The following is a 13,173-nucleotide window of genomic DNA, read 5'->3' as shown; positions in this document are numbered from 1 at the left end:
GTCCGTAGGGGGATGAATCGCGGCTAGATAGCCTTCCCCGGATTCAGAATCCCCGCAGGATCGAACAGCTCCTTGATCCCCCGCTGCAATTCCCGCACGGGCTCAGGTTGCTCCAGTCCCAGCCACCGGAGCTTGTACTGCCCCACGCCGTGTTCACCCGTAATCGTGCCGCCCATTTCGAGGCCTACCCTGATCGATTCATCCAATGCAGCGTTGAGGCGTACCAAGGCGTCGGCATCCGTGGCGGGGTCTACCCGGTCCATCCAGAACGTGGGGTGGAGGTTTCCGTCTCCGGCGTGGGCCACCACTTTGAGGCTGACTTGGAAGCGGTCGGCCATGGCTTCGAGTTCGGCGACGAAGTCCACCAGCCGGGAGCGCGGGACAGCAATGTCCTCGCCTACCCGGAATTCGTCGTCCATTTCCACGCCACGGCTGTTGCGGCGTAGTTCGACGAGCATCTCAGCTTCTTCGCTGGCTTCGGTGGTGACGGTGGCGCCACCTTCGGCGAGTACTTGACGGACGACGTCGGCCTCGGCGGCAGCTCCAAAACCGTCCGTCTGGATCAACAGCAAGGACTTGCCGCGGGTTTGCAGGTCTGAGCCGTTCATCTCATCGAGCTGTATGAGTGTTCCGTTGTCCAGGAGCTCCATGATGGCTGGCTGGACCCGGGCTTTGCCTACTGCCAGGACGCCTGCGGCGGCGCTGCGGAAGTCTTGATAGAACGCGGCGATGGTGTGGACCTCGCGGGGCAGGTATTTCAGGCGGACCGTCACGCCCACCACAATTCCGAGTGTTCCTTCGGAGCCCACCAGCAGCGCCGTGAGGTCGTATCCGGCAACGCCTTTGAAGGTCTGGTGCCCAGTGTGGAGCAGTGATCCGTCGGACAACACAACGTCCAAGGCCAGCACGGAATCCCGTGTCACACCGTACTTCGCACAGCGCAGACCACCTGCGTTTGTGGCTACGTTGCCACCGATGGTGGACATCTTGTAGCTCGCCGGATCCGGCGCATACATGAGCCCGTGTTCGGTGGCTGCGGCATTCAGGTCGGCGTTGATGACGCCAGGTTCGACGACGGCGGTCTCGTCGTCGGGGTTGAGGTCCAGGATGCGGTTCATCCGTTCCAGGCTGAGTACGATGCAGCCTTGGGTGGCGTGCGCGCCTCCCGAGACACCCGTCCCGGCCCCACGCGCGACGATTGGCACCTGGTGGGCAGCACAAGTGCGAACGATGTGTTGAACGTCTTCCACGGATTCGGCCCAGACCACGGCGAGCGGCAAGTGCCGTTCCAGCAATGGCCCTTGATCTACGGAGTAAACCGTGCGGGTGGCTTCATCTTCCGCGATCTGGCCTGGCCGCAGTCCGGCGGCCAAGCTCTGCAAGAAGGCGCTCTGGCTCGCGTCCGTTTGCTGGTCAGCTTCCTGGCGGCCGACTGTGCGGCCTTTGATGCTTTCCTCTGTTGTTCCGGCCATAGCCGTTTCGTCCGACAAGGTGGTCCCTTCACACATGAGCTCCGCGGACACGCCAAATCGGCAGTCTTCGCAGAGTTTTCAGTGCTCCCAGTCTAGTCAGCCGGCCCCGTCACCGTGGGAACATCGGTTCCTGGCAGGGTCCAGATGCCAGCTGAAATCCCGTCGGCGCACAGAAGCACATCGCCCCCTATCCCCCGGCTCGTCGAGATGTTCCCAAAGCAGTGCACCGGTGCGGCGGACAGCGATTCGAGTTGAGCCGTGGAAAGGACGGCGTTGTCCACGGGGAACTGCGCCGAGTCGCGGGCCGCCATGACCAGGACTGCGGAATCGGCTGTTTCACGCACGAATACCAAAGCATCTCCTTCGGCGTGGATCCAGCGCACCCCACCTTCGGTCAGGGCTGGCAGCTCACGCCTGATCTGGCCCAGCGCAGAGTAGAAGGAAAGCAGATCCTTGACAGGCGGGCGGCCGGATTTTTCTTCCTGCCAACCCCACGGCATGGGCGTCCTGGAGTCCTCGCCATTGAAACCTTCAAGGCCGAACTCATCTCCCGCGAACAAGACGGGAACGCCGGGCAGGGTGAAGGTGAGCACAGCGCCAACCTCCTGGCCGCCGTCGATCATTACTGTCGCTGCACGTGCGGTGTCATGCGTGTTGAGCGCATTCATGGTGTTATTTCGCACACCCCAGCTAAATCCGGCTACGAGGTCCTGATGCGTGGCCAGGAAGTCTTCGGCCTCGATCTTTTTAGGCCCAGCCTGGGGCGAGCCGAAGAAGTTTACATGGGGCGCATCCCCCGCAAGCCAGGACCACAATGGCCGGGTGAGGTTGGAGTACGTCATCGCACCGTGCCAGTGCTCACCCGTGAAGTCCGGCGCGGCGTCGGAGGTGGACTCGGCCAACAAAGCCGCATCCGGGTTGATTTCACGGATCCGCTCGGCGATAAGCCGTGCAACCTCGTGATTCAGGTCCACGGAGCCAAGGCGCCCGGTCATGTTGCCGACGTCTATCCTCCAGCCATCGAGGTTGAAGGGGGGCTTGAGCCAGCGGGCAACCACTGAATCGTCGTCCGTCACGAAACGCCGCCGGAGGGCATCCGAAGACCAGTTGAGTTTGGGCAGCGACGGCACACCCCACCACGACTCGTACGTCGAATGGTCCTCGCTGAAGTAGTAATAGCCCGCTTCCTCTGAGCCCGGATCGGCGAGCGCCTTCACGAACCAGTCGTGTGCATCGCCAGTGTGATTGGCGGTGAGGTCACCCATCACTCGGATGCCCCGGGAATGCGCCGCGGCCACCAGCTCCACCAGCGATTGGTTCCCGCCAAGGAGGGGGTCCACGGAGTCGAAGGTGGAGGCGTCGTAGCGGTGGTTGGAACGGGCCGGGAAGAACGGCGTCAGGTAGAGAACATCGATGCCCAGTTCCTGGAGGTGGTCCAGCTTGTCCGTGATTCCAGGCAGGTCGCCGCCGTAGAACTGGATTGGCGTTTCCCGCCCGGTAGCCACCACTGGCTCGTCCCACGAGCTGCCCACAGCCCAGTCCGGTAGCGGGTGCGCATCGGCCTGGGCAGAGCGGGCGAAGCGGTCCGGAAACACCTGGTACATCGTGGCCCGATGCAGCCAATGCGGTGCCGGGGCAAACGTGGTCAGGCGAAAGTCCGCTGAATCAGAAACGTCCCTGTTGAAAAGTCCTTGGGCGTTGAGGTTCCAGTAGTGCCGCCCACTTGCGCTGGTGGTGGGCGCACCGGACGTGGCTCCGACACGACTGTTCGCTTCGATTTCCAGGAGGAAGCGGTATTTGGCCACAGGATTGGCCACCAGCATGACTGCTTCCCACCAGTCCCAGCCATCAATGGTGCCGAGCCGGATCGCGGCGTCGTAGCGTGGTTCGCCGTCCTGCAAGGAACGGACCCAAACGCGGGACGCGGAACCCCACTCCTGCGGAACCCGCAGCCGGAGCCGAACAATATTGCCCAGGGAAATCCGTCCGGGAGCAGGACCCGAAACATGAAGAGCGGATCCGTCGTGATGTGGAATGACAAGCGTCATGGTCATCCTTTCACTGAGCCGGCCGTAAGTCCGCTGACGATGTACTTCTGCAGGAAGAGGAACAGCGCCATGACCGGGATAGCGGCGATAACAGCGCCGGCGGCGAAGACGCCCCAATTCTCGGAACGCTGCTGTGCCACGTAGGAATAGAGCCCGACGGCGAGTGTCTGGCTGTCAGGATCGGTCAGTACAACGCTGGCGATCACGAACTCGCTGGAGATACCGATGAATGCCAGCAGCCCAACAACCGCCAGGATGGGAGTGACCAGGCGCAGAATAATGCCGAAGAAGATCTGGATGTGGCTGGCGCCATCGATCTTTGCAGCTTCGTCCAGGGACTGCGGGACCGTGTTGAAGAACCCGTACATAAGGTATGTGTTCACGCCCAGCGCCCCGCCCAGGTACACCATGATGAGCCCCAGCTGGCTGCCAAGGCCCAGGGCCGGGATCACCTGCGAGATACCGCTGAGGAGGAGGAAGATCGCGACGACGGCCAACAGTTGCGGGAACATCTGCAGCAGGAGCAGGGTCAACAGTCCTACCCGGCGGCCCTTGAAGCGCATGCGGGAGAACGCGTAGGCGGCCATCGCCCCCAGAAAGACTGTGGCGGCGGACGTCACCAGGCCCACCACCAGGGTATTGAGGAACCAGCGCCCGAAGGGACGGCTCGGATCGTTGAAGAGCGCCGTGAAGTTGCCGGTATCAAACCTGGAGAACAGACCGTTGGAGCCTACCAAGGTGCCGTTGGAGTCCAGTGCTGCCGACAAAACATAGAGCAGCGGGAACACGGCAAAGATGGTGGTTACGATGCCGACGGCGTGCCGCCAGCCTTTGTCTTTGAACCAAACCCCAAAGGGACGCCGCTTTGGCACCAACGGTGCGGGACCGCCGTCGTGAGCCTGTTCAATGGTGGGGAGGGTGCGTACCTGTGCCTCGCTCATTAGTTCACGTCCTCGAGTGCTTTGGTCTGGTTGAAGCTGATGGCCGAAATCGTGGCCACGATGACGAAGATGATGATGGCGAGCGCGCTGGCCAGTCCGTAGTCGCGACCGGTGCCTTGGCCGAACGCCACCTTGTAGACCAACGTGATCAGGATGTCCGTGGCTCCAATATCGCGATCGGTGTCTGCAAAGCGAGGCCCGCCGCCGGTCAACATGTAGATGACATTGAAGTTGTTGAAGTTGAACGCAAAGGAGGAGATCAGCAGCGGCGCAACCGAGACCAGCAGCAGTGGCAGCTTGATGGAGCGGAAGACGCGCCAAGGGGACGCTCCATCCATGCGGGCAGCCTCATCAATTTCTGTTGGCAAGGATTGAAGTGCCCCGGTGCAAACGAGGAACATGTACGGGAATCCGAGCCACACATTGACCACCAGCACACTGACCTTGGCCAGGACTGGGTCTGTGAGCCAGCCAATGTTCGCCCCGCCCAGCAGGGTCTGGTTGAGCCAGCCGAACTCGGGGTTGAGGATGCCCGACCACACCAAACCGGACAGGAACGCCGGGAAAGCGTAGGGCAAAATCATCAGGATCCGGTAAACCTTTTTGCCGCGGAGATCCTCACGGTTGAAGGTGATGGCCAGGAAAAGCCCCACGGCGAAGGTCAGGGCAACGGACGCTACGGAGAAGGTGAACGTCCAAAGGATCACGCCCAGGAGTGGACCGCGGAGGCTCGGATCGGTGAAGGCCCGGGCGAAGTTATCCATGCCGACGTCGATCTTCCAACCGGTGGCCAACGTCTCTCCGTTGGCGTCCGCGAAGGCGCCCTTGCCACTGTCGCGGTAGGCCTTGCCGGTCTCGCTGTCAGTGAAGGTATCGGTGGCGGCGTCGTACCTCAGTGCTGGCTTGAACTGGTAGGCCGTGCTGCCATCCGCGGTGCGCAGGGTCCCATCAGCGGGATCCTCTGAAACGGGAACGGTAATCTTCAGGATTTCCTGCTGGTTGGCCACGATCTCCTGGAACTTCAGTGTTTCGTAGCCAGGCAAGGAGTTGGCCTTGCCGGTGGAATCCTTTCCCGCCGCGGAGACCTCAGAGAGTGGCTCCTCGGTGCTGCCAATCTGAGCTTTGCCGGAGGGGTCCGTAAACAACAGGTAGAACGTGCCGCCCTTGGTCAGCACTGCTGCCTTGTATGCGGGCGAATCCGGGACGCGCTTCTGAGCCGTCAACTGGATGGCCGCGATGGCGTCTTCCTTGGTGCTGTTGTGCCCGTCGCCGTAATTGGTGAAGGCGATGTAACCGCTGAAGAACACCACCAGGACCTGGAACACCAGCAGGAACAGCACACCCGGAGCCAGATACTTCGCCGGCAGCCCGCCCTTGCGCAAATAGATCCAGTTAATGGCCAGGACCACGAGTGCAGAAACCGCCAGTGAGGCCCACGATTGGCTCAGGAACAGCATCATCAACACGTACACGGCAAAGGCATCCACCAAGCCCAACAGGACGATCTTGAGGATGGTGCCCTTGATGGAGTCGGGGCCCCGGCGGCCGCTTCGTACATTGAGGCGGGCAGCGTTCTGGTGAACAGCGTTCTGGTGGGCAGCGTTCTGGTGGGCAGCAGCGCGAGGCGGCTGCACCGGCGTCGTACTCGTTGTGCTGGCTGGCAGTTCGTGGAGATCGGGCTTTGGCATTTTGGATCCTTGGAGTAAAGCAGTTTGCGGCGGGCACGGGCCGGACGGTGAGGCCGGGGCTGGACGGCGGGCACCGTCCGGCCCCGGGCAGACCGGGGGAATCACCGGTTGCGGCGTCAGCCGCCGATCTTGGTCTTGATGCTCGCGGCCATCTTGGTCCACGCTTCAGCGGGATCGCCCTGGCCCTTGATGATGGCCAGTTCCGTGGCGCCCCAGTCAGCCCAGACGGCGCTCATTTCGGGGATGGCCGGCATGGGCACGCCCGTGGCGCCGATCTTGCCGAAGGCCTCCACGACGGGATCGCTGGCTGCCTTCTCAAAGGATGCCTTGAGTGCCGGCGGGCGACCGCCTGCCGTGTACATGGAGTCCTGGGCGGACTCGGAGGTGAGGTAGTTGGTGACGAATTCGTTGGTGGCCAGGGCGTTGGCACTCTTGGCGCTGATGAAGAACCCGTTGACGCCGATGAATGGCTGGGCAGCTTCGCCACCGGCCGTGGGCAGCTCATCAACTGCGAACTTGATGCCCTTCTTCTGAACGTCCGGCACGTTCCATGGGCCCGTCAGGAAGTACGGGGATTCTCCGGCAAGGAACTTCTCCTTGGCGATGTCGCCGGTGATGTTGGAGTTGATGATTTTGTCACCGGCGTCGCCCCAGGCCGCCAGCTTCTTGGCGAATTCGACGCCGGCAGCGTCACCGATGAGAAGCTGCTTGGCATCGTAACCGCCGTCGGCGTTCTTACCGAAAACCTGCGAACCCATGGAGGACTGCAACGGGTACAGGTGGTACGGATCGCCCTGCTTGGGATCCATGCCCACCAGGAACGGGAACGTGGCTTTGCCCTCTGCAACGGCCTTCTTGCCGTTGGCCACTACCTCATCCAGGGTGTTCGCCTTGCTGTCCACGATGCTGGTGTTGCGGAGGAGGGCAATGTTCTCGATGGCGTACGGGACGCCATAGACGGCGCCGTTGTAGGTCATGGCCTTGATAGAGGAATCCTGGAACTGGCTGGCTTTGTCGCCCAGTTCCACCGGTGCGATCACACCGTTTTGAACGAACTTTCCAATCCAGTCGTGCGGTCCAACGATCAGATCGGGGCCTTGGCCGGTAGGAACCTGAGTGATGAAGTCATCGCGGACGGCAGCGAAGTCCTTCACTACGAGCTTGACTTCGATGCCGGTGTCGGACTTGAACTTTTCGGTGATGTCCTTCAACGCCGGCGATCGTTCGGCGTCCACCCACATGGTGATGGTGCCGGCGCCGGCTGCCTTGAGGTCCTGCTTTGCGGCTTCCGAGCTGGGAGCGGTGGAGGCAGTGCCGCCACAGGCGCTCAGGGCCAGGGCTGCGACCACGGAGATCGCGCCGGTAGCGAAGACGCGGCGGGTGGTCTGAGTCGCGAGGGTGTTGTGCACCTTCATTGGTGTCCCTTTCCTTATGTGCTTCGACGGCGGGGGCTCCAGGCCCAGCGGCAGCGTCGGTGATGCGGCTCACAACTGCAAGCGCTTCCACAGCGTACATGTCTAAATGCGAGTTGGTAAACCACGACACTCCGTAACGTTGTCATGGGAGGGTCATTGTCACTGTAAGCGTTTCCAATTGGGTGCGTGGTCTTCTACCATGTGTTCATGTCTGTTGATTCATTGCTCCCAGTTGAGGCGTCCGCGCCCTCTGCAGCTTTCGCTACATTGACGCCCGTCCACTCGGCCTCCGCGGCTCACGGATGGTGGCGCTCCGCGGTCATCTACCAGATTTATCCGCGGTCCTTCCGGGACCTCAATGGCGACGGAATCGGCGACCTCGCGGGTATCACGCACGAACTCGCCCAGCTCACCGAACTGGGCATTGATGCCGTCTGGCTCTCGCCGTTCTACCGCTCACCGCAGCGGGACGCGGGTTATGACGTCAGCGACTATTGCGATGTCGATCCGCTGTTTGGAAGCCTCGCGGACTTCGACGCCCTGATCTACGAAGCCAACCGGCTGCACCTGCGGGTCATTGCAGATCTCGTTCCCAACCACTGCTCGGACCAACACGCCGCCTTCCAGGCCGCACTCGCGGCTCCGGCGAACAGCCGCGAGCGTGACATGTTTATCTTCCGAGACGGCCAAGGACCTGACGGAAGCGAGCCTCCCAACAACTGGCAGTCCCATTTCGGTGGCCCCGCCTGGACCCGCATTGTGGAACCGGATGGCCGGCCCGGGCAGTGGTACCTGCACCTCTTTGATTCCTCGCAACCGGATTTCAACTGGGACAACGATGCTGTGCACGCCGAGTTTGAGCGGGTCCTCCGATTCTGGCTGGACCGGGGAATTTCCGGTTTCCGGGTGGATGTTGCCCACGCACTGGTCAAGGCAGCCGGCCTGCCCAACTGGGGTGGACGCGCGGATGGCAACAGCTCGTACGGCTTCCCCGGCCACGAGGCGCCCATGTTCGGACAGCCCGCCCTGCACGATATCTACCGGCGCTGGCGCTCCATCCTGGAGGAATATGGCCCCGACCGGATCCTCTGCGCCGAAGCCAATGTCGATCCCCTGCCCCGGCTGGCTCAGTGGGTCCGGCCTGACGAGATGCACCAGGCCTTCAATTTCCCGTACCTGCACGCTGGTCTGGACGTGAACCGCCTCCGCCATATCATCACCGATTCCCTGGTCTCGCTGGACGCTGTCGGCGCCCCCAGCACGTGGGTGCTGTCCAACCACGACGTCGTCCGGCACGCCACCCGATTCGGTTACGACGGGCCGGGTCCCCGCGATGGCGACGGAATCGGCGCCGACGACTTACAGCCCAATGAAGAACTCGGACGACGGCGGGCTGCCGCGGCCACCATGTTCATGCTTGGCCTCCCCGGTGGTGCCTACCTGTACCAAGGGGAAGAGCTTGGGCTGCCTGACTCCACAAGCATTCCCGGGAGCATGCGCCAGGACCCCACCTTCGCCCGGACCCGCGGAGAAAGGATAGGTCGCGACGGCTGCCGCGTGCCGTTGCCGTGGCGTTCCTCGGAGTTGCACGCCGGTTTCGGCCATGGCCAGGATCCCTGGCTGCCGCAACCAGAGTCATGGGCGGCATTGGCGAGGGACAAGCAGCAGGAGGATCCGGCGTCGCACCTTAACCTTTACCGGGAAATGCTTGCCCAACGCGCCGAACGTCGGTTGGGCCAGGGTTCCCTGGCCTGGGTGGAGGATTACTGCACCGAGTCCTCGCTCGCATACCTCAATGGCGACACCCTGGTGATCATGAACGTGGGCAACGAGCCCCTGCCGCTTCCCGAGGGCAAAGTAATCCTTCGCAGTTCAACGGCAGACGGCGCCCTTGCCTTGGGCTCCGATCTGCAGGGCACGGATCTACTTAGCGCGGGTCTACTAAGCTCGGGGGAGAGCATCTGGCTCACAACCAGCTAACTTTCCCACCGAGGAGCAGCATGACCGGCATCAAGGACGTAGCCGAGCGATCGGGGCTCTCCGTTGCCACGGTTTCACGCGCGCTCAGCGGCAAAGGCAACGTCTCCCCCGCCAGCCGGGAACGCGCACGTGCAGCCGCAGCCGAGCTCGGTTTCGTGCTCTCCTATCACGCCTCCAGCCTGGCCTCGGGCCGTACGCACAACGTTGGCCTGGTGGTGCCCTCGGTCCACCGATGGTTCTATTCAGCGGTGATCGAGGGTGCCTCCGCTGCGCTCCTGAGTGCCGGATACGACCTCACCCTCTACAACATCGGCGAAGACCCCCAACACCGGCACAGCGTGTTCAACGACTTCCTGCTGCGCAAGCGCGTGGACGCGGTCATCGCCGTCTCCTTGGAACTCAGCGAAGACGAGATGCAGCAACTCCTCGCGGTGCACCGTCCGATCGTTGGAATCGGCGGCCCCCTTCCGGGGGCGTCGACCATCCGGATCGATGATTCCGCGATCGCACAGCAAGCCACAAACCACCTCATCGGGCTGGGTCACACCAAGATCGCCCACATGACCGGCGAAGAAGCCTACGAACAGGACTTCCAGCTTCCCGGGACGCGGCGCGGTGGTTTCGAGAAAGCCATGAACGACGCCGACTGCCAAGTTCGTCCCGAATGGATCGTTTCCGCTGACTTCACCATCGAAGGCGCTTACGCCGCTGCCCGGCAATTGCTGGGAGGTGCACCAGAGCGACCAACGGCGGTGTTTGCTGCATCAGACGAGATGGCCATCGGCACCATTCTTGCTGCGCGTGACTTCGGCCTTCGGATTCCGGAGGACCTCTCGGTCATCGGCATCGACGGACACGACCTCGGGAGGGTCATGGGCCTCACCACGATTGACCAGGACGCGAAGGGACAAGGAGCACTGGCCGTGCGCACCTTGCTGGGCGCCATCAACAATGGCCTGGTCCTTGAACCTGCCGATACTGAACACCCCACCAAGCTCGTGGTTCGTTCGAGCACGGCCGTGCCCAAGAAAGACGCCGCCTAGGATGTCGCTCGTTCCAGAGACAGGGACTACTGCCTAAGCCAATGGCTACTACTCCAGGACCTTTTCCATGACGAGTTCCTGCTTGGACGTGTCCTGGGGATATGGTCGGCTGTCCCCAGTGGTGTTGAAACCGTGCCGCCGGTAGAAAGCCAACGCCCTCGTAYTGTCCTCGTGGACGCCCAACTCCAGGAGCTTGGCACCCAAGTCCATCCGGGCGGCCTCGCACGCCTGATGCAGGAGTTCATCCGCCAACCCCAAACCTCGATGTTCGGGAGCAACGTAGACACTTATCAGCATCGCTTGAAGTGGCCTCTGCGGGTCTTGAGGATGCTTCAGGACAACCCTCATCAGCCCACAGAACGGGCTTCCGTCCACGCCACTGTCAGCCACCAACGTCACGCTGGAATCGCCGGCCATAGCGGCAGCCCGCTCCTGCCACTGCGCATCCGTTTGCCGCCGGGCCGCCTCCAGGCTTTCGACATAAGCCATGGGCGTATCCGTAAGCATTTCCAGCCGGACTTTCCTCAGCAGACACCAGTCTTCAGCACGAAGTCGCCTGACCCTAGGCAACTGTCCCGCCCATGAACCGTACGTAGCGATCCAGGACTCGAGGCCAACCTTCCGCATACGATGCCCGGCTGGCAGCAGGATCCTCTGCACCTTCCCAACCGTCATGCACCAACCGGACCTCCGTGCCACCCTCTACCGCACGGAACGAGACCCTAATTTCCGTGGACCAGAGGGGCGTGCTCGCCGGATACCAGCTCGCATGGAAGGACAACGGCGGCTGCCAGTCATCGATGGTTCCCCACACCGAAGTGCGTCCATCCTCGGCCGTCTCCAGGATCAGATTCTCCTCGAACTCAACGTGCGATCCCGCGCCGAACACACTCTCCTCTTCGAGGGGCCACCACAGATGAGGATGGTCCGTAAAGCCCAAAAAGGCATGAGAAACGCTGGTTGGCACCACCACTGTCAGCACCAGGGGTTCAAGGTCATTGGTGTCTTGTGACGACGGCTCGGGCTCCGGCTCGGGATGACTGAAAATACTGTCCATGACCCTCAACTGTACCGGTGCGGAAACGCGCATTTCTTCCGGCAACCATGTCCAGCCCGGAGTGCTGGGGGATGGCTTGGTTGCGCAGCCCATTGGCGCGGTGTTAGAGTCCCGTTGATCGTGATCTAACAACAGGAGGTGAGACCCATGAACGCAGTATCCGCAATGGGTGCTCCCCCGCAGTACACGATCTAGCGACTGATCTAGTCGCCAGCGGGAGCGCCACAGAGGCAATTCGCGAAAGGCGACTCCCATGAACACAACACCATTTCCAACGCAGCCCGTCACATCGACGACCACTTCCGGGCAGCCATCGTCCCCCCAGAATCAACCACAGGATAATTCCGCCGCGATTCCTGGGCGTTCAGCCGAGCGGGCGCTGGTGCTTGGTGGCGGCGGATCCACGGGCAATGCCTGGCTGATCGGCGTCATCGCCGGAATGTTCGACGCCGGCATGGATGTGACCAAATCCGACTTGACGGTCGGCACATCGGCCGGCTCCACCGCAGCGGCACAGATAGCTGGCGCGAGTCCTTCAGAACTATATGCAGCTGTCCTTGCCGCACCACCCCAGCCACAACGGCAGCGGCCGCCGCAAGCCAATTCAACGCAGACCAGTCCAACGCAGTCCGGTCCAATGCAGCAGCAGCCAGCACAATCTGGCCCAGCGCGGCAAGTGGTGGACCATTTGGAAAGAACACAGAAGATCATTGAGGCCTCTACGGATCCTGCCGATATGCGTCGCCGGATGGGCGCTGCAGCGCTCGAGTTGGCGGCTACAGYGGACGAATCAAGGCAAAGACAGTGGCGGGAAACCGTCGCCTCCCGGCTGCCAAGTTTGCAATGGCCGCAACGAAAAGTGCTGATCACTGCCGTGGATGCCAGGACGGGTAACGCGGTCCAATTCGACCGTCACAGCGGAGTGGAACTGGTGGATGCTGTAGCAGCCAGCTGCGCCAGTGGGTTCGCCTACGGCATCGGGGACGACCGATACATTGACGGCGGATACCGATCCAACGCCGAGAATGCCGACTTGGCATCCGGATACGCACGCGTCCTGGTTCTGTCACCATTTGGGGGCAGAACGCGGACTCCGCTGGAGTGGGGCATGCACCTCGAAACGCAGGTCGCCGAATTACGTGCCGGCGGCAGCAGGGTAGAAACGGTCATTCCCGACAGCAGCTCCGAACACATGTTCGGAGCCAATGCGATGGACGTATCAATGCGTCCAGCGGCTGCGCAGGCCGGTTACCAGCAAGGCCGGGCCCTGGCGGAGCAACTCAGCGGGTTCTGGAACGGCTAAACCGGGCTTAAATAGGGAAAGCCCCGGCCGTGGGGGTCGGGGCTTGCCTGGTTCTGGTTTGGTGATCGTGCCGTTAATGTGGGAGACCCCCCGACCCTGGTGTGGGTTGGGGGGTCTCGACCTAATGTGTGTCCGGCGGTGTCCTACTCTCCCACACCCTCCCGGGTGCAGTACCATCGGCGCTGTGGGTCTTAGCTTCCGGGTTCGGAATGGGACCGGGCGTTTC

10 protein-coding genes and 1 rRNA gene are annotated in these 13,173 nt (G+C 62.2%); 3 read left to right on the top strand and 8 right to left on the bottom strand.

What is annotated here, in order from left to right:
• Positions 1-23 precede the first annotated feature (23 nt).
• The 5 genes from AB4Y87_RS23860 to AB4Y87_RS23840 all read right to left on the bottom strand — a co-directional run bounded on the left by AB4Y87_RS23860 (position 24) and on the right by AB4Y87_RS23840 (position 7,564).
• Entirely contained in the window at positions 24-1,472 is a 1,449-nt protein-coding gene (locus AB4Y87_RS23860; RefSeq protein ID WP_442006715.1) for an FAD-binding oxidoreductase, read from the bottom strand.
• Positions 1,473-1,564: 92 nt separating this feature from the next.
• Positions 1,565-3,520 carry a glycoside hydrolase family 13 protein gene (locus AB4Y87_RS23855; protein WP_442006714.1) on the bottom strand — a complete coding sequence of 652 codons (1,956 nt, stop codon included), beginning with the start codon at positions 3,518-3,520 and terminating at the stop codon, positions 1,565-1,567.
• Between the two features lie 2 nt (positions 3,521-3,522).
• Positions 3,523-4,461, bottom strand: a complete 939-nt coding sequence (locus AB4Y87_RS23850; RefSeq protein WP_442006713.1) for a sugar ABC transporter permease — start codon at positions 4,459-4,461, stop codon at positions 3,523-3,525.
• Positions 4,461-6,149 (bottom strand): ABC transporter permease subunit, encoded by a 1,689-nt coding sequence (locus tag AB4Y87_RS23845; protein ID WP_442006712.1) that lies wholly within the window; start codon positions 6,147-6,149, stop codon positions 4,461-4,463. The genes AB4Y87_RS23850 and AB4Y87_RS23845 overlap by 1 nt, the downstream gene beginning before the upstream one ends.
• Positions 6,150-6,265: 116 nt before the next feature.
• On the bottom strand, positions 6,266-7,564 hold the full coding sequence (locus AB4Y87_RS23840) for a sugar ABC transporter substrate-binding protein (protein WP_442006711.1): 1,299 nt from the start codon (positions 7,562-7,564) through the stop codon (positions 6,266-6,268).
• 207 nt (positions 7,565-7,771) lie between these two features.
• Between AB4Y87_RS23840 and AB4Y87_RS23835 the strand changes: the two genes are divergently transcribed.
• Both AB4Y87_RS23835 and AB4Y87_RS23830 read left to right on the top strand, forming a co-directional pair.
• Positions 7,772-9,544 (top strand): glycoside hydrolase family 13 protein, encoded by a 1,773-nt coding sequence (locus AB4Y87_RS23835; RefSeq protein ID WP_442006710.1) that lies wholly within the window; start codon positions 7,772-7,774, stop codon positions 9,542-9,544.
• A 20-nt stretch (positions 9,545-9,564) separates the two neighbouring features.
• Complete coding sequence (locus AB4Y87_RS23830; protein WP_442006709.1) at positions 9,565-10,587, top strand: LacI family DNA-binding transcriptional regulator; 1,023 nt, start codon at positions 9,565-9,567, stop codon at positions 10,585-10,587.
• A gap of 48 nt (positions 10,588-10,635) precedes the next feature.
• On the opposite strand, the gene AB4Y87_RS23825 is transcribed toward AB4Y87_RS23830, so the two are convergent.
• Together AB4Y87_RS23825 and AB4Y87_RS23820 are read right to left on the bottom strand one after the other, a co-directional pair.
• On the bottom strand, positions 10,636-11,076 hold the full coding sequence (locus AB4Y87_RS23825; protein ID WP_442006708.1) for a GNAT family N-acetyltransferase: 441 nt from the start codon (positions 11,074-11,076) through the stop codon (positions 10,636-10,638).
• Positions 11,077-11,149: 73 nt separating this feature from the next.
• Positions 11,150-11,644: an SRPBCC domain-containing protein gene (locus AB4Y87_RS23820; protein ID WP_442006707.1), complete on the bottom strand. Its 495-nt coding sequence runs from the start codon at positions 11,642-11,644 to the stop codon at positions 11,150-11,152.
• Between the two features lie 253 nt (positions 11,645-11,897).
• Between AB4Y87_RS23820 and AB4Y87_RS23815 the strand changes: the two genes are divergently transcribed.
• Positions 11,898-12,947 carry a patatin-like phospholipase family protein gene (locus tag AB4Y87_RS23815; RefSeq protein ID WP_442006706.1) on the top strand — a complete coding sequence of 350 codons (1,050 nt, stop codon included), beginning with the start codon at positions 11,898-11,900 and terminating at the stop codon, positions 12,945-12,947.
• Between the two features lie 130 nt (positions 12,948-13,077).
• Here the strand turns inward: AB4Y87_RS23815 and rrf are convergent.
• Positions 13,078-13,173, bottom strand: a 5S ribosomal RNA gene (gene rrf / locus AB4Y87_RS23810); the annotation flags it as partial.

It is taken from the genome of Paenarthrobacter sp. RAF54_2 (assembly GCF_052113945.1).
Taxonomy (GTDB): domain Bacteria; phylum Actinomycetota; class Actinomycetes; order Actinomycetales; family Micrococcaceae; genus Arthrobacter.
This window is presented reverse-complemented; position numbering and strand designations above follow the sequence as displayed.